This is a genomic window from Cellulomonas sp. P4_D11, from assembly GCF_056401915.1.
In genome coordinates, this window is record NZ_JBFUIK010000003.1 from 146,278 (window position 1) to 165,471 (window position 19,194).

Consider the following 19,194-nt stretch of genomic DNA (forward strand, 5'->3'; position numbering starts at 1 on the left):
CGCTCCCTTTCGATGAGGTGCCGACACGCAGGCCTGACATCGAGACCGCAGGAGATCCGTGAGCACCCCGAACCCGTACCAGCCCCCGACCGGTGCGTGGACCACGACGGCGCCCGGCCCGTACGGCCAGCCTCCGGCCGATGCCTACGGCGCTCCCGCGTACGCCGCGCCCGCTTACGGCGCGTACGCCGCGCCCGCCTTCGGCGCCCCTCCCTACGAGCAGCCGTTCGGCGGCGGCTACGGGTTCCCGCCTGGCGGCTACCTGTTCGCGCCGACGTATGCGTCGTGGATCCAGCGGGTCGGTGCCTACATGATCGACTCGCTCGCGCTCATGCCCTACATCATCGGCCTGCTCGTGATGTCGGCGGCGACCGTGCCCGGGACGGACTCCTTCGGCAACACGGTCGGCCAGCCGTCGTCGGCCGGCCTCGGGTCGATGGCCCTGGGCGGGCTGGTGTCGTTCGTCCTGTGGGCGTGGAACCGGTGGTTCCTGGCGGGGCGGACCGGGCAGTCGTTGGGCAAGAAGGCCGTGGGCCTCACCATGCAGAGGGAGGCGGACGGTCAGCCGCTCGGCGTCTGGATGGCGTTCGTCCGCGACCTCGCGCACTACGTCGACGGGTTCTTCTACCTCGGGTACCTGTGGCCGATCTGGGACCCCAAGCGCCAGACGTTCTCGGACAAGCTCACGAAGACGGTCGTCGTCAGCTGACGCCTGTGCGGAGTGCCGTCGCGTAGGCGCTCCGCACGACGCTCTCGGCCGGCTTGCCGAACACGCAGTAGTCGCCGTTCGTCGCGGCGGCGGACTCGTCGTACAGCCGGGCCGGCCAGTCCCAGAGCATGAAGCCGCGGACCCAGTCGCGGCGCGCGCACGCCGCGAACGCGGCCTCGTACCAGTCGACCTGCGCCTGCGGTGACGCGGCGCCCTCGAGCGCCCAGTCGTTGGGCAGCGCGGGGGAGCCGACGCGGCTCGGGCAGCCGGCCTCCATGAAGAAGAACGGCTTGCCGTGCGCGGCGACCACCGGCTCGATGCGGTCCAGCTGGTTCTCCCAGTCGTCGACCGGGTAGTAGCCCGACGACGAGATGACGTCGAGCGCGTCCCACCAGCCGACGTGGTCCTCCTGGTACTTGTCGCAGTTGTACGTGACCAGGCCGTCGTAGACCGCACGGACCTCGGCGACGAGCGCGCGCCACTCGACCTCGCGGTGGTCCGACTGCACCAGCTCGCAGCCGATGCACAGCATCTCGACGCCCTCGTCGGCGGCGATCCGGGCGTGGTGCACGATGAACTCGGTGTAGGCCGCGAACCACTGCGCCCACGTCGGCTCCGGCGGCACGTCGACGTCGAAGAAGCTGATGTGCGCCCGCCAGGTCCCGTTGCGCACGTTGACCACGGGCTTGAGGCACACGCGCAGACCGCGGGCCCTCGCGGCGCGGATCGCCCACCTGACCTCGTCGTCGGTGACGGTCGGCTCGTCCCGGAAGTGGATCTGCGTGGACTGCGGCGTGTCCTGCAGGGCGCCGAACGCGATCGCGGTCCAGGTCACCCCGAGGCGCTCGACCATGAGGTCCATCGACCGTTCCGCCTCCGGGCCGCCCCACGTCCCGCGCACGCCCGTCCAGCCCCACGTCATCCCTGCCACGTAGTCCATCCCGGCAGCGTACGGCTTTCTTCGGTGAACTAACAAAGGTCCCGACGATCAAGTTCGAACCGCTATCTGCCGAACGGTGTGGGGTGACCGAAGCAACCACACACCCGCCGGGGTGGTACGACGACCGCGTGACGCCGGGCGTGGTGCGGTGGTTCGACGGCGCCGGCTGGACGGAGACGACGAGGCCGCTGGCGCCCCCCGCCACGGTGCCGCAGCCCGTCACGGCCTACGGGCAGCCGGTCGGGTTCGGGGCGCCGTCGTCGGGCCATCCGTCGTTCGGCGGCTCGGGCGCCACGGGCATCGGGGGAGCAGCGGGCTTCGCGGGATCAGCGGGTTTTGCGGGATCAGCGGGCTTCGCCGGGTCCACGGGCTTCACCGGCTCGACGGGGTACGCGGTCGACCAGGCGGCGATCCGGGCGACCCGCCGCCACCTGTTCACCTCGCTGGCCGTCGGCACGGCTGCGCTAGTGGTCGGCGGGGCCCTGGCCCTGTTCCGCGCCCGCGCGATCGAGCTGGGGCTGACCGACAACAGCGGGCACTACGTGACGACCGGCGGTCTGATCACGGCGGCGGCGGCCTACGTGCGGTCGGTCCGGGCGTACCGGGTCATGGTCGGCCAGGGCGGCGCGCCGTGGTCGACGGGCGGCAAGGTCGTCACGTTCGTCGTCGCCGGGCTGTCCGTCGTGCTCGCGGTCGTCGGCATCGTGCAGGTGAACCGCGCCGGGAGCCTGCCGCCGATGGGCCCGGCCGTCGCCGGGTCGTGCTGGACGGGCACGGACAGCATGGTCCGGCAGGTCCGCTGCACCGATCCGCACCAGTACGTCGGCACGCAGGTGGTGCTCGACGCCGCCGGGACGCAGTGCCCGGCCCCGACGACGTCGGTGCTGAACCTCAACGACGGCACGGGCTTCTACCTGTGCCTCGCGCCGGACGCGGGCGCCGGCACCTGACGGTCAGACGCTGCGCGGGCTCATCAGCCGGTCGCTGACCGCCAGGGTCACGCGGCGCGGGAACAGCCGGGCGGCGGCCGCGGCGAGCCCGTTGGACCGCCCGGAGACGACGCTGGCGGGGGTCCGGCGACGGTCGAGCGCGCGCATCGCCAGGCCGACGACGTCCGCCGACTCCTGCATCCGGCCGACCTGCGCCTCCGAGCCGGCGATGTCGAAGAACTCCGTCCGGGTGGCCCCCGGCGAGAGCGCGAGGACGCGCAGCCCCGTCGGGCGCAGCTCGGCGTGCAACGCCTCGGTGAACGACAGGACGAACGCCTTGGTCGCGCCGTAGACGGCGAGGTGGGGGCACGGCTGGTAGGCCGCGGTGCTCGCGATGTTCACAAGCGCCCCGCGGCCGCTCCTCAGGTCCGGCAGGAACGTCCGCGTGAGGTCGACCAGGGCCGCGACGTTGAGCTGCACCATGTCGAGGACCAGCGCGGGGTCCGTGTCGACGAGGTCGCCGAAGTGCCCGAAGCCGGCGTTGTTCACCAGGGTGTCGATGTGGACGCCGTCGAGCTCCGCGCGCAGCGTGGCGGCCGCGCCGGGCACCGTGAGGTCGGCGGGGACCACCCTGACCTGCACGCCGTGCTGCGCGCGGATCGTGCCGGCCAGCGTCTCGAGACGGTCCGCACGGCGCGCGACCAGGACGAGGTCGGCGCCCCGGGCGGCCAGCGCGCGGGCGAACTCCGCGCCGAGCCCGGAGCTGGCGCCGGTGATCAGGGCCGTGGTGCCGTGGTGGTCCATGCGCGTGCTCCGTCCGGTGGATGTTCGGCCAAGGTAGGCGCTGCCGCGCACCTACGACCACGGGAACCGGGCGGAGCTGCTGGACCGGGCGCGCCGCTGGACGAGCTGGGGGCGCTCGCGGCCGACGGCGTGTGGCGGGCCCCGCGCGCCTGAGTCAGGCGGTGTGCAACCACGGCGTGTAGGTGATCCCGACCAGCAGCCCCTCGGGGCTCTGCAGGCGGGCGGTGGTCTGGCCCCACGGCTCCTCGGTGGCGTCCTTGAGCAGCCGGTGGCCCTTGGCCCGCAGCTCGGCGACCCCCGCGGCGACCGCCTCGACGGAGGGCACGTCGAGCTCGAGCCACGCCTGCGGCGTCGGGACGTCCGCCGGCCAGTCGGGGGAGCCGAACGTCGACTCCGCCGCCTGGGTCAGGGGCCAGAGGGCGAACGCCTTCACGCCGTCCAGGTGGTCGTTGGTGAGGTAGCCGGGGACCGGCTCCTCGAGCGGGATGCCGAGGCCGTCGCCCCAGAACCGGCGGGCCGCGTCGACGTCCCGCGTGATGGGGCCGAAGCCCGCGACGAACGAGATCTCCACAGCGGGACCGTCCTCTCCGGAAGCCGATCCGTCGACGCTAGCGGCCACCCCTGACACCGCGCGCCACGTCTCGCGCCCGCAGCAGCACCGCGTCGAGCATTGCCGGGGTCAGGCGCCCCGTGAAGGTGTTCTGCTGGCTGACGTGGAAGCAGCCGAGCAGCGTGAGCCCGGCGCCATCGGGCCCCACGAGGACCAGCTCGACGCCGTGCCCGAACTTCGGCCGCGGCCGCGGGACGTCCCAGCCCTGCTCGGCGAGCGAGGTGAGCAGCGCCTGCCAGCCGAACGCGCCGAGGACCACGACCACGCCCGGCCGCACCAGCTGCAGCTCCCGGCCGAGGTACGGGCCGCACGTCCGGCGCTCGTCCGGGGTCGGGTCGTTGGCGGGCGGTGCGCAGCGCACCGGGGCGGTGACGCGGATGTCGGTGAGGGTCAGGCCGTCGTCGCGGGACACGGACACCGGCTGGTTGGCGAAGCCCGTGCGGTGCATCGCGGCGAACAGGAAGTCGCCCGAGCGGTCGCCGGTGAACATGCGGCCCGTGCGGTTGGCGCCGTGGGCGGCGGGCGCGAGGCCGACGACGAGCACCGCGGCGTGCGGGTCGCCGAAGCCCGGCACGGGCCGCGCCCAGTACGTCTCGTCGCGGAACGCCGCCCGCTTCTCGACGCCGACCAGCTCCCGCCACGCGACCAGCCGCGGGCATGCGCGGCACGTCGGGACGACGGCGTCGAGCGCGGCGAGGTCGTCCACGGCAGCCGCGGCGCGGACCACATCGGCCGCGCTGGTCGGCACACCGGCCGCGCGCGTCATCGGCCACCGCGCACGAGACCGTGGGTTCGGCACGAGAACGTGGGTGCGAACCTACGCTCTCGTGCGCAACCCGCGCTCTCGCGACGCCCGTCCTCAACCACGGGAGGCGCCCAGGGTCTCGACGGTGCTCAGCGCCTCGTCGACGGTGGCGACGGCCGTCAACCCCGGGTCGCCCGGCAGCGGCCACCCGCGCAGCGCCACCACAGGCACGCCGGTCCGGACGGCGAGCGCGACCTCGCTCAGCGTGCCCCAGGACCCGCCGACGCTGACGACGACGTCGCTCGACCGCACGAGCAGCGCGTTGCGCAGCTCCCCGAGACCCGTCGGGATCGCGACCGTGACGTAGGGGTTCGCCTCGTCCCGCGATGAGCCGGGCAGGAGGCCGACCACGGTGCCACCGACGCCCGCGGCCCCGCGCGCGACCGCCTCCATCACCCCGCCGTGCCCCCCGCAGAGCACGACGTGCCCGCGCTCCCCGAGACCGCGCCCGAGGGCCTCCGCGTCGGCGAGCTCGTCGGCAGACGCCTGGGACGGTCCGACCACCCCTACGTACACCGCCACCCCCAACGAGAACGTCACTTCACCGCGAGAACGTCACTTCACACTGCCGTTCTCGCGGCGAAGTGACGTTCTCGAGCATCACGGTCAGAACCGGTCCGGGTCGCCCGCGCCCACGCGGACCACCTCCGGCGTGCCGTCCGTCCAGTCGACGACCGTCGTCGGCTCGGTCCCGCAGTCGCCGGCGTCGACCACGGCGTCGAGCTCCAGGTCGAGCTCCTCCTTGATCTGCCAGCCCTCCACCATCGGCCACTCGTGCCCCGGCATCAGCAGGGTGCTGGACAGGAGCGGCTCGCCCAGCTCGCGCAGGATCGCCTGGGCGACGGGGTGGTTCGGGATGCGCACGCCGACCGACCGCTTCTTCGCGTGCGCGAGCCGCTTGGGCACCTCGGGCGTCGCCAGCAGGATGAACGTGTACGGGCCGGGCGTGGCGGCCTTGATCGCGCGGAAGGCGCTGTTGTCCAGGTGCACCAGCTGGCCGAGCTGCGCGAAGTCGGAGCAGACGAGCGTGAAGTGGTGCCGGTCGTCGAGGTGTCGGATCCTGCGGATGCGGTCGGCGCCGTCGTGGTTGTCGATCCGGGAGCCCAGCGCGTAGCAGGAGTCCGTGGGGTAGGCGATGACGGCGTCCTTGCGGAGCAGCTCCACCACCTGCGCGATCGACCGCGGCTGGGGGTTCTCGGGGTGGACGTCGAAGTACCGGGCCATGGTGACGAGGCTAGGCGCCTACGGCTTGTCGGGCGCGACGCCGCGGACCTCGTCGGCCGCGAACCGGCGGTGGGAGTCCGCCAGCTTGGCCCGCGCGGCCTCGCCCAGGTCGACGCCGAGCACGTCGGCGAGACACACGAGGTAGACCAGGACGTCGGCCATCTCCTCCGCGACGCGGGCCTGGCGTGACGGGTCCGAGAACCGCGCGACCGCCTCGTGCGCGGGGACCCACTGGAACAGCTCCGCCAGCTCGCCGACCTCCCCGACCAGCGCGAGGATCACCGACTTGGGGTCGTGGAACTGCTGCCAGTCGCGCTCGGTGCTGAACTCCCGGACCAGGCGCGTGAGCTCGGCGAGCTCGCGCTCGTCGGTCACGCGGGGACCAGGTGGTCGGGGCAGATCTCGAACCGGTCGGGCTCGATGGACAGCTCGGCCCGGCCGCCGGTGAGCGAGCGCAGGTCCAGCACGTACCGGGCGAGCTCGGCCTCGGGCACCGACGCCTCGATGAGCACGAGACCGTCGTCGAGCGACGTGGTCGCGTTGATGTGCCCGCGGCGCGCGGACAGGTCGCTCATCACGTCGCCCTGCGCGGACACCGGCACCGTCACCGAGACGTGGCAGATCGGCTCGAGCACGATCGTGCCGACGGCGTGCAGCGCCTCGCGCACGCCGTTGCCGGCCGCGGTGCGGAACGCCATGTCGGAGGAGTCGACGGAGTGCGACTTGCCGTCGTAGACCTCGACGCGCAGGTCGACCACCGGGTACCCGTGCGGCCCGCCGCCGGCCATCGCCTCGACGACCCCCTTGTGCACCGCCTGCACGTAGGTGCGGGGGATGGCGCCGCCGACGATGGCGTCGACGAACTCGAACCCCGACCCGTGCGGCAGCGGCGAGACCCGCAGCTGCACCACGGCGAACTGCCCGTGCCCGCCGGACTGCTTCTTGACCTTGCCCTCCGCCTCGACCTGGCGGCGGATCGTCTCGCGGTAGCCGACCGGCACCGGCGACGTGCTCACGTGCACGCCGAACACGCGCGCCAGCCTCTCGAGCGCCACGGCGAGGTGGGTGTCGCCGAGCCCGCGCAGGACGGTGCTGTCGCCCGACCGGTCGACGCGCAGGGTGGGGTCCTCGGCGGTCAGGCGCGCCAGGGCGGCGGACAGGCGGTCGTCGTCGGACTGCGTCACCGGCTCAAGGGCGAGCGCGTACACGGTGTCCCGGGCGCGCGGGGGCCGGGCGGTCATCGACGCGGCCGGCCCGGTCCGCTCCGCCAGCAGGGTTCCCGACGGGGTCCCGGTGAGCTTGGCGACGGCGCCGATCTGCCCCGCGGGGACGGCGTCGACGGGCAGGTGCTCCTTGCCGCGCAGCCGGAACAGCCCGGGGATCCGCTCCTCCGTGCGCGTCGCGGTGTTGACCAGCCGGTCGCCGTTGCGGACCGTGCCCGAGAGCACCTTGAACATGGTCACCTGGCCGACGAACGGGTCCGCCAGCGTCCGGAAGGCGTACAGGAGCGTCGGACCCGCCGGATCGGCGGCCACCTCGACCTCGGTCTTCCCGGCCTGCACGCGCGCGGTCCGGTCCGCGGGTGACGGTCCGAGCTCGCACAGCAGGTCCGCGAGCCGGTCGACGCCCACGCCCGTCACTCCGGACGCGACCAGGACCGGGAACGCCTCCCCGTCGCGGACCTCGTGCGCGAGGGTGCTCTCCAGCTCCGTCGCGGACAGCTCGTCGCCCGACAGGTAGCGCTCGAGCTGCTCGTCGTCGTGGGCGACGATCTCCTCGGTGACCTCGTCGTGCAGCCGGTGCTCCTCGTCGGCGAGCCCGGCCGGGAGCGCCTCGGTGTGGTGGTGGCCCTCGCGGTCGTAGGCGAGGCCCTCCTCGGACAGGACGTCGGCGACGCCCGTGAACGCCGTCTCCTCGCCGAGCGGCAGCTCCAGCGGGACGAGGCCGTCGCCGAACGCCGCCCGCAGGTCCGCCAGCACGTGCCGGAAGTCGGCCCGCGCCTTGTCCTCCTTGGTCACGACGACCATCCGCGGCACCCCGGCCTCCGCCGCGAGCCGCCACACCGCGTGCGTGCCCGCCTGGACGCCGTCGACCGCGCTCACCACGATCAGCGCGAGGTCCGCGGCGGCCAGCGCGGCATCGACCGAGCCCGCGAAGTCCGCCGATCCGGGCGCGTCCAGCAGGGTCACGTCATAGGCGTTGCCGTCCGGTGCGGTCCACGGAAAGGGCGCGACGCCGAGGCCCAGGGAGATGCCGCGAGCGATCTCCTCCGGCTCGTGGTCGGTCACGGTCGACCCGTCCTCCACGCGGCCCGCACGCGTGAGCACGCCGGCGCGGTGCAGCAGCGCCTCGGCGAGCGTGGTCTTGCCCGACCCGGCCGCGCCCAGCAGCGCCACCGTGCGGATCCTCGGCGTCGCTGCCTGGTCCATCGTGCACACTCCCGGGCTCCGGGGTCGTCTGGCTCTCCCCGCCACCCTAGGACGCCACGAGCCCGGGACGCGAGGCGTCCCGGGCTCGTCGGTGGAGCGGTGGTGCTAGGAGGCGGCCAGGATGTCGACGACGAACACCAGCGTGGAGTTCGGCGGGATCGAGTCGCCGCTGCCCTGGGCGCCGTAGCCGAGCTCCGGCGGGATGATCAGCAGCACCTGGCTGCCGACAGTCTGGCCCGTGAGGCCCTGCGTCCAGCCCGGGATGACGCCGCTGAGCGCGAACGTGGCGGGCTCGCCGCGGTCCCAGGACGAGTCGAACTGCGTGCCGTCCCAGAGCCAGCCCGTGTAGTGCACGGTCAGCGTCTGGTCCGCGGTCACCGGAGCGCCGGCGCCCTTGATGAGGGGCTGGACCACGAGCGTGGTGGGTGCCGGGTCGCTGATCGGCGTCAGCGACGGCTTCCCGTCGGCGTCGAGCGTGACCGTCGGCAGGCCGGCGGGGGGCGTCACGGCCTCGCCCTCGGCGCGCTTCGGGACCGGCGGGGTGTCCTTGGCGGCGACGACCTCGCCGACGACGACGTTGGTGACCGGGGCCGCGGTGGCGGACGCGTCGGCGCTGCCCGGCACGGCGAACAGGATGCGGACGCCGACCTTCTGGCCGACGAGAGCGTCGTGCAGGGCGGGCAGCAGCGTGTCGTCGGCGACGAGCGACTCGGGGGTGCTCGAGTACGTGTCGCCCAGCGCGCTGCCGTCGGCGCCGGAGATCGCCGTCGTCTGGATCGACAGCGTCTGGCCCTCGGTGATCTCGGCACCCGTGCCCTCGTCGACCACGCGGACGGTCAGGCCGCTCACGGTGAACGGCGTCGACGGGAGCGTGATGGTCGGCTTGGTGCCGGCGTCGCCCTCCACCTTCACCTTGGCGAGCGCGGCCACGTCGGCGGGGTTCTCGGTCGACGAGGACGTCGCGGACGGCGACGGGTCGGCACCGGAGTCACCGGAGCAGGCGGCCAGCGACAGGCCGAGGGTCAGGGCGAGAGCTGCAGCGGCGAGGCCGCGGCGGGCGGTGGTCGTGCGACGCACGAGGGTCCTCCGTCGTTTCGGGTCCCGCCCGGGGAGGCGGCGGACCTCGGCACGGTACGCGAGATTCCTGGGAGCGCGCTGAGCGAGCCGGTGGGTGAGCGGGCCGAATCGCTTCAGATCAGGCGGCGGTCGCCGTCGCGGACGACGCGCAGCCAGCGGTAGCCGTAGCCCTCGAGGTCGACCTCCGTCCGACCGCGGGCGTCGATCGTGCACGAGCCGTCCTGCAGCAGGTCGACCAGCCGGACGGTGTCGTCGCAGTCGGCGAACCGCAGCGGCACGGTGACCGCGTCGGGAGCCAGGTTGTGCACGGCGATCGTCGACCCGTCGCCCCACGTGCTCCGGTGCGCGAGGACGCCGGGGTGGGGCTGCGCGAGGATCTCGGCCCGCGGGGTCCAGCCCAGCTCGGGGCTCTCCCGGTAGCGGCGGACCAGCAGCTGCACGAAGTTGAGCAGCGAGTCCGGGTCCCGGCGCTGGTCGGCGACGTTGACGTGCTCCGGCGAGTACCCGCCCTCGGTCACCGGCCCGGAGAGCTTGCCCTTCGACGCCTGCGAGAACCCGCCGTTCTTCCCGGGCGTCCACTGCATCGGCGTGCGCACGGCCATCCGGCCCTCGGCGGCCAGGTTCTCGCCCATGCCGATCTCCTCGCCGTAGAAGAGCACCGGCGTGCCGGGGAGCGAGAACAGCAGCGAGTAGACCATCCGGATGCGGCGCGGGTCGCCGTCCAGCATCGTCGGCAGGCGCCTGCGCAGACCGCGGCCGTACAGCTGCATGTCGGGGTCCGGCCCGAGGGCGTCGAACACCTCCTGGCGCTCCTCGTCCGACAGCTTGTCCAGCGTGAGCTCGTCGTGGTTGCGCACGAACGTGGCCCACTGGGCGTCGTGCGGGATGTCGGGCCGCCGCTCGAGGGCGTCGGCGATCGGGCGCGCGTCACGCCGGGAGAGCGCCAGGTACAGGCTCTGCATCCCGATGAAGTCGAACTGGAGCGTCAGCTCGTCGCTGTCGGCCGCCCCGCCGCCGAAGTACCGCCGTTGCTCCTCGTACGGCAGGTTCACCTCGCCCATGAGGATCGTGTCGCCGGCCCGTCGGCTCAGGAACGAGCGGAGCTCCTTGAGGAAGTCGTGCTTGTCGACGATGTCGTCGCCGGCCGTGTTCGCCGCGTCGGCCAGCATGAACGGGACGGCGTCGACCCGGAACCCGCTCAGCCCCAGCTCCGCCCAGTACCCGATGACCTTGGCGATGGCATCCCTGACCTGCGGGTTCGCCGAGTTGAGGTCGGGTTGCTGGTGGTAGAACGTGTGACGGTACCACTCACCCGTGGCGTCGTCCTTGGTCCAGATGCCCGTCTCCTTGTCCGGGAAGACGACCTTGTCCTTGGTCGACGGCGGCTTGTCGGAGCGCCACACGTAGAAGTCGCGGTACGGGTTGTCGACGCTCTTGCGGGCCTCCTGGAACCACGGGTGCTTCCACGACGTGTGGTTGACGACGAGGTCGGCGATCACCCGGATCCCACGGTCGCGCGCGGTCCGCACCACCTCGACCAGGTCGCCCACGTCGCCCAGACGCGGGTCCACCCCGAGGAAGTCGGAGATGTCGTAGCCGTCGTCGTAGTCCTGCGTCGGGTAGAACGGCATGAGCCAGATGCAGGTCACGCCCAGGTCCGCCAGGTGGTCGATCCGCTGCACCAGGCCCGGCAGGTCGCCCACGCCGTCGTCGTTCCAGTCCATGAACGTCTCGACGTCCAGGCAGTAGATGACGGCGTTCTTCCACCACAGGTCGCCGGTGTCGTGAATCCTCATGGGGTCCGTTCCTACCGGTTGCCGGTGGTGGCCGCCCGTCGAGACGCCCGCTCAGCCGTGCAGCTGGGGCAGCAGGTGCTCGGCCGCCATGTCGACGAACGCGTCCAGCGTCGCGCTGCGGGGGGTCCGCGTCGGCGCGGCGTCGTCGTGCTTCTCGTCGTCGGGCATCGCGTCCGTGGCGACCTGGTGCAGGTAGAGCGCGTCGAACCCGATCGCGGCCAGCTCGCTCAGACGGTCGGCCAGGCGCGACGGGTCGTGGTCGACCAGGACGCTGCGCCGGACGGTCTCGTCGTCGACGTGCTCGCCGATCGAGTCGAAGGCCTCGGGCGTGTCCAGGTCCCACGCGACCGGGGGCCCGAACACCTGGCCACGCCACTGCTCGCGGGCCACAGCCATCGCCGTCTGCTCGTCGGGCGCCCAGGACACGTGCACCTGCAACGCGATCTCGCCGCGGCCGCCGGCATCCCGGTACTCCTGCACCACCTGCCGGAGGACGCCGGGGCTCTGGTTCACCGTGACCAGCCCGTCGGCCCAGTCCGCGTGCGCCCGTGCCGTCGCGGGGGTCACCGCCGGCCCGATGAGGAGCGGGCTCTCGTCGGGAAGCGTCCAGAGCTTCGCGCGGTCCACCGTCACCAGGCCGTCGTGGGTGACCTCCTCGCCGTCGAGCAGCGCCCGGATGACCTCGACGCACTCCCGGAGCCGGGCGTCGCGCGTGGCCTTCGGCGGCCACCCGGTCCCGGTGATGTGCTCGTTGACGTTCTCTCCGGACCCGAGCGCGACCCAGAACCGGCCCGGGAACATCGCGCCCAGCGACGCCACCGCCTGGGCGATGATCGCCGGGTGGTAGCGCTGGCCCGGCGCGTTGACCACGCCGAACGGCAGCTGCGTCGTAGCCATCGCAGCGCCGAGCCACGTCCAGGCAAACCCCGAGTGGCCCTGCCGGACCGACCACGGCGCCCAGTGGTCCGAGCACATCGCGGCGTCGAAGCCGGCCTGCTCCGCGCGCTGCGTGGCCGCCAGGAGCGCGGCCGGGTGGACCTGCTCGTGCGAGTTGTGGAAGCCCACGATCGTCATGGGGATCGGTTCTACCGGCTCCGTCCGGCACGTGCGCGGCGAGCGGGCGGCCGACCTGCGTCGCCGCGGGCGAGCCACGACACGGACGAGTGAACGCCGACCGGGTGAAAAGGCCTCGTGGCCCGCGTGGGGGCTTGTGGGGTGGATGAGTGCATTGTCTGTCGCTGGCGGTCGTGACAATCTGCAGATGAGCCGCAGATCGGGAGCGGTGCGGGGGGAAGCGCAGGACGTAGGGCCAGGACCACTGTCGGTGCGGGTTCCTAGAGTTCAACGATTGCCCCGTCGAACCCGATGCGGCTGACGACAGCGACGGGAGAGCGCGTGGTCGACACCGCGGTCCGGCACGACGCCGTGCGCGCCCCGGCCTGGCCGGCGTTCGCGGCCGTGGCCGTCGCGGTGGTGTCCGTGGCCCTCGCGGTCGTGGGCGTCCTCGTCCTGGACCCGCCGTCCGTGCCCGTCCTCGTCGCGGGCTACGTGCTCGGTGCCGTCGTGACCACCGTGGTGGCCAGCGTGTACCGCGCGATTCGGAGCCGGCGCCGGCCGGACCCGCGGTTCCGGCCGCAGCCGTGGCTGGACCGGCTGGCGACGTCGGCGCTCGTGCTCGGGGTCGCCGCGGGGCTCGTGAACGCCTTCCTGCTCGCGACGGAGCTGGCCAAGTGAGCCGGGTCCGCCGCGCCCTGGCGGCGCTCGCCGCGATCGGTGTCGTTGCCTCCGCGGGGCTGGTCCTCGCCCCGCCGGCGACCGCCGCGTCCGACCTCAGCGACGCCGGGGCCTCCGCGTTCGCGGACGTCGCGAGCTGTGCGGCGAACGCCGACCACCTGCTCGCGGCGATCGTCGTGGACGCTTCCGGGTCGTTGCGCCAGACCGACCCCGACGACGAGCGCGTGGGGGCCATCGCCACCGCCCTCGACTCGCTCGCCTCGCTGCACGCCGGCAGCAACGGGTCGCTCGACGTGCAGGCGAGCCTGGCGACGTTCGGCGCGCAGTACGAGGAGCTCGTCGGGTGGGGGACGGTCGACGGGTCACAGCTCGCCGCCCTCGAGAGCTCGGCGACCAACGACCTGCCCGGCCGCGACAAGGAGAACCTCACGGACTACCGCGCAGCCCTGAGCGGCGCGCAGTCCTCCCTCGACGTGCAGGCAGCCTCGCTCGACGGCACCAGCTGCAAGGTCCTCCTGTGGTTCACGGACGGTCGGCTCGACGTGGACGGCACCGGCGGCAACGAGCCCGCCACCGACGCGGCGCGGACCGAGCTGTGCACGCCGCAGGGCCAGATCGACGGCGTTCGCGGCGACCGGATCGCGATCATCGCGCTCGCGCTCTTCACCGAGGGGTCGGTGACCCAGCAGGACCAGGACCGGTTGCGGGCGATCGCCGAGGGCACCGGGGGCCCCGAGACGTGCGGGACGGTCCCGATCCCGGCGACCTCGGCCGGCGGGGCGTTCCTGCGTGCCGACGACGCCGGCGCGATGCGCCGCCTGTTCGCGCAGGCCGCGGCGCTCATCGGGGGCGGCACGTCGTGGAAGTCCGTCGACTGCCCGTCCGCGGACTGCGCGAACGGCACGCTCACCATCCCGGCGGACCGGGGAATCGGACGCTTCCGCGTGGTGCTCGAGCGCGACCCGGGAGCGGCCCTCCCGACGCTGCTGGCGCCCGACGGGGAGACCGTGCCCCTCGACGGCTCGGTCACCGACGTCGACGGCGCCCAGCTGCTGGTCAGCGACCGCGACGGGCTGATGACGATCGACGTGACGTTCCCGCCGGGCGGCTCCGAGGGCGGGGAGTGGACCCTGCAGATGGGCGACACGGCGACCCTCGTCGACCTCTACTACTTCTGGGGCGTCGACCTCGCGATCACCGGGCCCGAGCGCGGCCTCACGATCGGCGAGACCAGCACCGTCACGGTGACCCCGCAGCACAAGGACGGCAGCCCGGTGGCGCCCGCCGAGCTCTCCGGTTCGCTGGACCTCGCGGTGACTGTGGCCGGAGTCGACCGCAGCGGCGACGTCGAGGACAACGGGGACGGCACGTACTCGCTCGACGTGGCGATCCCCGCCGACGGGGCCGCGCCGTCCATGGCGGTCGAGGCGACCGCGCGCGGGATGAGCCGTCCGAGCGAGATTCCCCTCGGTCCTGTCACCTCCCACGAGGACCTGCCGACCGCCCTCCCGACGTCCTACCCGACGGTCGCGCCGACCCGCCTGCTCCTGCCCAACCTCGTCGGCGACGGCACGACCAGCGCGACGCTCACGTTCACCGGGTCCAAGGACGGCGCCACACGCGCCTGCCTCGGGGACGCCACCTTCACGGCACCGGAGCCCGCGGGCGAGATCACCCTGACGCCGGACGCCCCGTGCGTGGACATCCCCGCGAACGGCACCGCCGAGGTGACCGTCGAGGTGTCGGCCGAGCACCCGGCCGACGGGCGCGTCGACGGCTCGTTGCCCATCACCCTCACCGCGGCCAACGGCGGGGACGACGTCACGCTCGCCCTGCCGGTCGGGCTGTCGATGACGCGGCCGGTCGACGCGGCGAAGCAGTGGGGGTACGCCGCCCTCTTCCTGCTGGGCGCCCTGCTCATCGCGTGGCTGACCGCCGAGGCGTCGAGGCGCGTCGCGGACCGCTACCGCCTGACCACCGACGCGCGCGTCGCCTCCGTGCCCGTGCTGGTCAGCGCCGCCGGCGTGCGGCGCGCGACCGACGAGAGCGCCGAGCTGCTGGACCCGGCCTTCGACTTCGAGCCGCTGCGGGTGGGCAAGACGGGCCGTCTCGGGAGGTTCGACGCGGCCGGCCTCGAGTTCCGCCGCCGCTTCCCGTGGTTCCCGCTGCGTCAGGGCACCGGCGTGGTGCGCGCGGCCGGGGACTCGATCGTCGTCACGACCGCCGGGAACGAGCTCACGCGCCCGGACGGCCGGGCCGCCGCGGTGGACCTGCCGGGCACCGTCGGGTTCGTCCTCGCCGCCGAGCCGCCGCTTCCCGAGGCGACCGAGATCCGCGGCCGGTTGGTCATGGTCGTCGACTCGCGCGACGGGGTCGCGGCGGTCTTGCCGGACCGGCTCGACGAGGTCCGTGACGCTCCGTGGGACCGGATCGTCGACGCGATCCTCGGCGCCGTCGCGATCCGCGCCGCGGGCATGACCACCGGCCCGACGCGAGGGCCCGCGGCGACGGCTCCGGTACCCCCGGCGGCCGACGCGCGGCCCGCAGCGTGGGCTGATGACGACGCTCCGTCGGTGGCATCGGGTCCGGTCTCGGCTGCCGACTGGGCCGACGACCTCGGTCCGAGCACACCCTCGGCTCCCGCGCCGACCGGCAAGGGCGCCCGGGGCCGACGCTCGCGCGAGCGCCCCGCCACGTCCAGCCCGCCTGCCACACCCTCTCCCGCCGCCGACGACGCCGCCGACGACGCACCTCCGAGCTCGGTCAACTTCTGGGACTAGCAGCTCCGCCCTACTCACCCGAAGGACATCTCATGCTTCGTCCGTTCCTCCTCGTCGGTGTCGGCGGGTCCGGCGGCAAGACCCTGCGCGTCGTCCGCGAGGACCTCGAGCGCCGGCTCCAGCAGGCCGGCTGGTCCGGCGGCCTGCCGCGCGCCTGGCAGTTCCTGCACATCGACGTGCCGACGGTCGCGGACGGCAACGACCCGGACCTGCCCGCGCAGCTGCCCGACCGCGACTACCAGGGACTCGTGGCCAGCGGCGTGGACTACCGGACAATCGACGCCGCGATGACGAGCACAGCCAGCGCGCACCTGGCCGACGCCCTCGGCGGCTGGCGGCCCGACCCCAACCGCGTGAACATCCCCGCGAGCAAGGGCGCCGGTCAGTACCGCGCGCTCGGCCGGGTCATCACCGTGGCCGGCCTCGACCGGCTGCGCGAGGCGCTCCAGGGTGCCCGCCGCCAGCTCACGGGTGCCGAGGTGATCGGTGAGCTGCAGCAGGTCACGACCGCCCTCGGCGGGGTCCCGTCGCCGGTCGTCCACGAGCCGACCGTGGTCGTCGTCTCCTCGATCGCCGGCGGCAGCGGGTCCGGCGCCGTGATCGACGTCTGCGACGCGGTCCGCGCGCTCGGGGACAAGTGGGCCAGCGAGATCGTCGGGATCCTCTACGCGCCCGACGTCTTCGACTACCTGCCCGAGGAGGCCCGGCGCGGTGTGCGGCCGAACTCGCTGGCGGCGCTGGCCGAGATCCTGAGCGGCTTCTGGAACGAGGACGGGGCCACGGAGGGCACGACCGAGCTCTTCGCCCGGTACGGCGTCCAGCTGGGGACGGCGAAGCGCCTGGGCCCGCGGTACCCGTTCCTGGTCGGCGCCCGCAACGAGCACGTGACCTACCGGACCCAGAACGACATCTACCGCGCGCTCGGGCGCTCGCTCGGCGCGTGGGTGGTCAGCGAGCGGCTGCAGGACTCGCTCTCGACGTACACGCAGGGCAACTGGGCGCCGACCGCGCAGTCGGTCCCCGACAAGCTCGGCCTGCACACGCAGGGCACGGAGACGCCCTTCGCGGCCCTCGGGTCGTCTCGCGTCGGGCTCGGGCGCGACCGGTTCCGGGACTATGCGAGCGAGCACCTCGCGCGCACCGTCGTCGAGCGGTTCACGCGCCGGCACGAGGAGCTGCGGCAGCGCGGCGACGACCGGACCGAGAAGCAGCTGGTCCGGGACACGGCCGACGACGTGTTCGGCGGGTTCCTGGCGGCCTCGGGCCTCGACGAGCGCGGCAAGGACCGGAACCAGATCGTCGACGCCCTGCGCCCGCAGAGCCTGCGCGACGACCTCAAGGGCGTCTTCGTCGAGATCCAGACCAAGACGAAGGAAGCCATCCCGGACAAGGGAGCCCGCGCGGAGGACGTGCGCCGGAACATCCGCAACCTGGTCAAGGACCGGCAGTCGCACTTCCAGACGGCGCAGCTGGCGGCCCGCACCGACGCCGCCCGCAGCTGGGTCGACACCATCCAGCGCGACCTGACGGCTCTCGCTGCCCGCTACATCGCGTCCAGCGGCGCGCCGGTCACCGTCGAGCTCCTCCGCCGCCTGTCCACCGAGGTCGGCCAGGTCCGCGACGAGCTCCGCAGCGAGGCCAGCGCGAGCCGCCGGTGGGCGGCGGACGTGGACCAGCAGATCCGCGGCGCGCTCGACGACGCCGACACGGCCGTCATCCTGCGCACCACCGACCGGCTCGCCGAGGCGGTCAAGCGCGCCGTCCAGACGTTCGCCGAGGAGCAGGAGGCCGAGATCCGCGACCTCGCGGTCGAGCTGATCCAGGACCTGGTCGACAACGTCCTCGAGCCGCTCGTCCAGGCGGTCGAGCACGGCCTGGAGTCGCTGGCCGAGGCGGGCAGCATCCGGGGCGACGGACGCCCGTCGGTCATCGCGCTGTGGCCCGAGGGCGACGTCATCCCGATCCGCCTGCGGCCCGCGCCGAACGAGTTCCTGCTGGAGAAGCCGGACGACTACCCGGGCATCCTGGCATCGCTCGTGTCGCGCACGCTCGGCATGGAGCAGCCGCGCGAGGCGCGTAAGGCGGCCGACATCCAGGTGCTCCTCGGGACCGACGAAGTCGAGGGTCGGGTGCAGCACCTCGTGGTGCGGACCGCCGACTGGGTCCCGCGCAACCACCTCCTGCACCGGACGGTGACGGCGGCGCCGAGCCGGGCGTCGTTCGCCGTGCACGCCTCGGCCGACGACCTGCTCGACCGGGCGCGCGGCTGGCTGCACCGCGACGGGACCGCGGTGGGCCGGTACATGGACGAGGGCCTGCGTGACTACCTCGACCCGGCCTCCGTCGGCCCCGCCGACCTGGCCGCCCGGCTGCAGCGCTTCGAGGGCCAGCTGATCGCGGCGCTCAACGCCGGCTCGCCGCTGGTGAGCATCAACCCGTCGGTCCTCGTGCAGGTGCACGGCAAGAACGAGGTCTCCTACACGACCCTCTTCAGCGAGGTGCCGCTTCCGGAGAAGTCGCCCGCGCGTGAGCGGTTCCGGACGCTCCTGGAGTCGCGCAGCCAGTGGAACGAGGTGGTGGAGAAGTCGTTCAGCGACGGCAACGGCGCCTTCATCGACATCTTCACCGTCAACCGCGAGCCGTACGAGCCCGTCGTCTTCGACAGCCTCATGCGCCCGATCGCGAGCGAGTGGGGTGCGCGCAGCGCCTCGGCGGACCAGCGTGCGGAGTTCTGGCGCTGGCGTCGGTCCCGCCCGCTCTCCGAGGCGCTGCCCTTCTCGCCGGCCGTCCTCCGGTCGCTGGTGCGCGGGTGGTTCGTCGCCGGCTGCCTCGGCCACCTGGACGTCGGCGACGCCGGGGCGCGGGTCTTCGTGCCGGCCGAGCTGGGCAAGGGCGGTCGGATGGCGGCGTTCCCGTGGCCGACGCTGACAAGCGTGAAGCCGGCCGGCCCGGACCTGCTGCCCGCGCTGCTGGAATCGGTCAGCCTCGCCATGCTCGACGTCAACACCAGTGAGTCCCTCGAGCCGATGAAGCCGTACGAGCGCCTTCGCGCCCTCGGCAGCAGCGGCGAGGACGTGCCGGACGAGCTCTCCGCGTGGATCCTCGACGGGCGGAATGCGAACGGCGAGAGCGGCCCCGCCGCCGACTGGGAGCTGCGGCGCAAGCGGGTCGAGCAGCGGATCGACGCGCTCAGCGCCAAGTTCGACGAGCACTTCTCGCGCGTGGAGGACGGCAACGACCTCCTGGGCTTCCCGGGGTCCTACGAGCTGCGCGGCGAGATCCGCGCGTCGCTCGGGGACCTGCGCCGGAGCGTCGGCGCCCTCCAGCCCGTGGCCGAGGGCGGGGGCTTCTTCTGAC

General features: G+C 73.4%; 16 protein-coding genes. 5 read left to right on the top strand and 11 right to left on the bottom strand.

Annotated features, from left to right (window positions below; all coding sequences use genetic code 11):
- The first annotated feature begins 58 nt into the window (after positions 1-58).
- Positions 59-709 carry an RDD family protein gene (locus tag AC1DT4_RS03305; RefSeq protein ID WP_477088337.1) on the top strand — a complete coding sequence of 217 codons (651 nt, stop codon included), beginning with the start codon at positions 59-61 and terminating at the stop codon, positions 707-709.
- On the opposite strand, the gene AC1DT4_RS03310 is transcribed toward AC1DT4_RS03305, so the two are convergent.
- Entirely contained in the window at positions 702-1,649 is a 948-nt protein-coding gene (locus tag AC1DT4_RS03310) for a glycoside hydrolase family 113 (protein WP_477088338.1), read from the bottom strand. The two genes, AC1DT4_RS03305 and AC1DT4_RS03310, sit on opposite strands and share 8 nt — an antisense overlap.
- 83 nt (positions 1,650-1,732) lie before the next feature.
- On the opposite strand from AC1DT4_RS03310, the gene AC1DT4_RS03315 reads away from it, so the two are divergent.
- Positions 1,733-2,599 (top strand): DUF2510 domain-containing protein, encoded by an 867-nt coding sequence (locus AC1DT4_RS03315; RefSeq protein ID WP_477088339.1) that lies wholly within the window; start codon positions 1,733-1,735, stop codon positions 2,597-2,599.
- A gap of 3 nt (positions 2,600-2,602) precedes the next feature.
- Here AC1DT4_RS03315 and AC1DT4_RS03320 read toward each other — a convergent pair whose 3' ends face one another.
- The 10 genes from AC1DT4_RS03320 to AC1DT4_RS03365 form a co-directional block, all read right to left on the bottom strand.
- A complete protein-coding gene (locus AC1DT4_RS03320) occupies positions 2,603-3,382 on the bottom strand; it encodes an SDR family NAD(P)-dependent oxidoreductase (protein ID WP_477088340.1) in 780 nt (259 codons plus the stop codon).
- A 154-nt stretch (positions 3,383-3,536) separates the two neighbouring features.
- Positions 3,537-3,953 (bottom strand): VOC family protein, encoded by a 417-nt coding sequence (locus AC1DT4_RS03325; RefSeq protein ID WP_477088341.1) that lies wholly within the window; start codon positions 3,951-3,953, stop codon positions 3,537-3,539.
- Positions 3,954-3,990: 37 nt separating this feature from the next.
- Positions 3,991-4,758, bottom strand: coding sequence for a uracil-DNA glycosylase (locus AC1DT4_RS03330; protein WP_477088342.1), 768 nt, complete (start codon positions 4,756-4,758; stop codon positions 3,991-3,993).
- A gap of 93 nt (positions 4,759-4,851) precedes the next feature.
- Positions 4,852-5,301 (bottom strand): TIGR00725 family protein, encoded by a 450-nt coding sequence (locus tag AC1DT4_RS03335; RefSeq protein ID WP_477088343.1) that lies wholly within the window; start codon positions 5,299-5,301, stop codon positions 4,852-4,854.
- A gap of 102 nt (positions 5,302-5,403) precedes the next feature.
- Positions 5,404-6,021, bottom strand: a complete 618-nt coding sequence (locus AC1DT4_RS03340; protein WP_477088344.1) for an L-threonylcarbamoyladenylate synthase — start codon at positions 6,019-6,021, stop codon at positions 5,404-5,406.
- An 18-nt stretch (positions 6,022-6,039) separates the two neighbouring features.
- Entirely contained in the window at positions 6,040-6,396 is a 357-nt protein-coding gene (locus tag AC1DT4_RS03345) for a nucleotide pyrophosphohydrolase (RefSeq protein WP_477088345.1), read from the bottom strand.
- The gene (locus AC1DT4_RS03350; RefSeq protein WP_477088346.1) at positions 6,393-8,450 is read right to left on the bottom strand and encodes an elongation factor G; all 2,058 of its coding nucleotides are present in this window, start codon (positions 8,448-8,450) and stop codon (positions 6,393-6,395) included. Before AC1DT4_RS03350 ends, AC1DT4_RS03345 begins: the two co-directional genes overlap by 4 nt.
- 105 nt (positions 8,451-8,555) lie before the next feature.
- Positions 8,556-9,527 carry an FKBP-type peptidyl-prolyl cis-trans isomerase gene (locus tag AC1DT4_RS03355; RefSeq protein WP_477088347.1) on the bottom strand — a complete coding sequence of 324 codons (972 nt, stop codon included), beginning with the start codon at positions 9,525-9,527 and terminating at the stop codon, positions 8,556-8,558.
- A 113-nt stretch (positions 9,528-9,640) separates the two neighbouring features.
- Positions 9,641-11,323 carry an alpha-amylase family protein gene (locus AC1DT4_RS03360; RefSeq protein ID WP_477088348.1) on the bottom strand — a complete coding sequence of 561 codons (1,683 nt, stop codon included), beginning with the start codon at positions 11,321-11,323 and terminating at the stop codon, positions 9,641-9,643.
- A 51-nt stretch (positions 11,324-11,374) separates the two neighbouring features.
- Complete coding sequence (locus AC1DT4_RS03365; protein ID WP_477088349.1) at positions 11,375-12,397, bottom strand: TIGR03885 family FMN-dependent LLM class oxidoreductase; 1,023 nt, start codon at positions 12,395-12,397, stop codon at positions 11,375-11,377.
- A 321-nt stretch (positions 12,398-12,718) separates the two neighbouring features.
- Between AC1DT4_RS03365 and AC1DT4_RS03370 the strand changes: the two genes are divergently transcribed.
- The 3 genes from AC1DT4_RS03370 to AC1DT4_RS03380 are packed head-to-tail and all read left to right on the top strand — an operon-like array spanning position 12,719 to position 19,193.
- Positions 12,719-13,057, top strand: coding sequence for a hypothetical protein (locus AC1DT4_RS03370; protein WP_477088350.1), 339 nt, complete (start codon positions 12,719-12,721; stop codon positions 13,055-13,057).
- The gene (locus AC1DT4_RS03375) at positions 13,054-15,837 is read left to right on the top strand and encodes a VWA domain-containing protein (protein WP_477088351.1); all 2,784 of its coding nucleotides are present in this window, start codon (positions 13,054-13,056) and stop codon (positions 15,835-15,837) included. The genes AC1DT4_RS03370 and AC1DT4_RS03375 overlap by 4 nt, the downstream gene beginning before the upstream one ends.
- A gap of 32 nt (positions 15,838-15,869) precedes the next feature.
- Complete coding sequence (locus AC1DT4_RS03380; protein ID WP_477088352.1) at positions 15,870-19,193, top strand: tubulin-like doman-containing protein; 3,324 nt, start codon at positions 15,870-15,872, stop codon at positions 19,191-19,193.
- Position 19,194: the final 1 nt, after the last annotated feature.

What these genes read in the sequence shown, in the direction of transcription:
- AC1DT4_RS03310 (WP_477088338.1), bottom strand. Translation starts at nt 1,649, where the DNA reads ATGGACTACGTGGCAGGGATGACGTGGGGCTGGACGGGCGTGCGCGGG.
- AC1DT4_RS03350 (WP_477088346.1), bottom strand. Translation starts at nt 8,450, where the DNA reads ATGGACCAGGCAGCGACGCCGAGGATCCGCACGGTGGCGCTGCTGGGC.
- AC1DT4_RS03380 (WP_477088352.1), top strand. Translation starts at nt 15,870, where the DNA reads ATGCTTCGTCCGTTCCTCCTCGTCGGTGTCGGCGGGTCCGGCGGCAAG.
- AC1DT4_RS03360 (WP_477088348.1), bottom strand. Translation starts at nt 11,323, where the DNA reads ATGAGGATTCACGACACCGGCGACCTGTGGTGGAAGAACGCCGTCATC.
- AC1DT4_RS03365 (WP_477088349.1), bottom strand. Translation starts at nt 12,397, where the DNA reads ATGACGATCGTGGGCTTCCACAACTCGCACGAGCAGGTCCACCCGGCC.
- AC1DT4_RS03320 (WP_477088340.1), bottom strand. Translation starts at nt 3,382, where the DNA reads ATGGACCACCACGGCACCACGGCCCTGATCACCGGCGCCAGCTCCGGG.
- AC1DT4_RS03330 (WP_477088342.1), bottom strand. Translation starts at nt 4,758, where the DNA reads ATGACGCGCGCGGCCGGTGTGCCGACCAGCGCGGCCGATGTGGTCCGC.
- AC1DT4_RS03340 (WP_477088344.1), bottom strand. Translation starts at nt 6,021, where the DNA reads ATGGCCCGGTACTTCGACGTCCACCCCGAGAACCCCCAGCCGCGGTCG.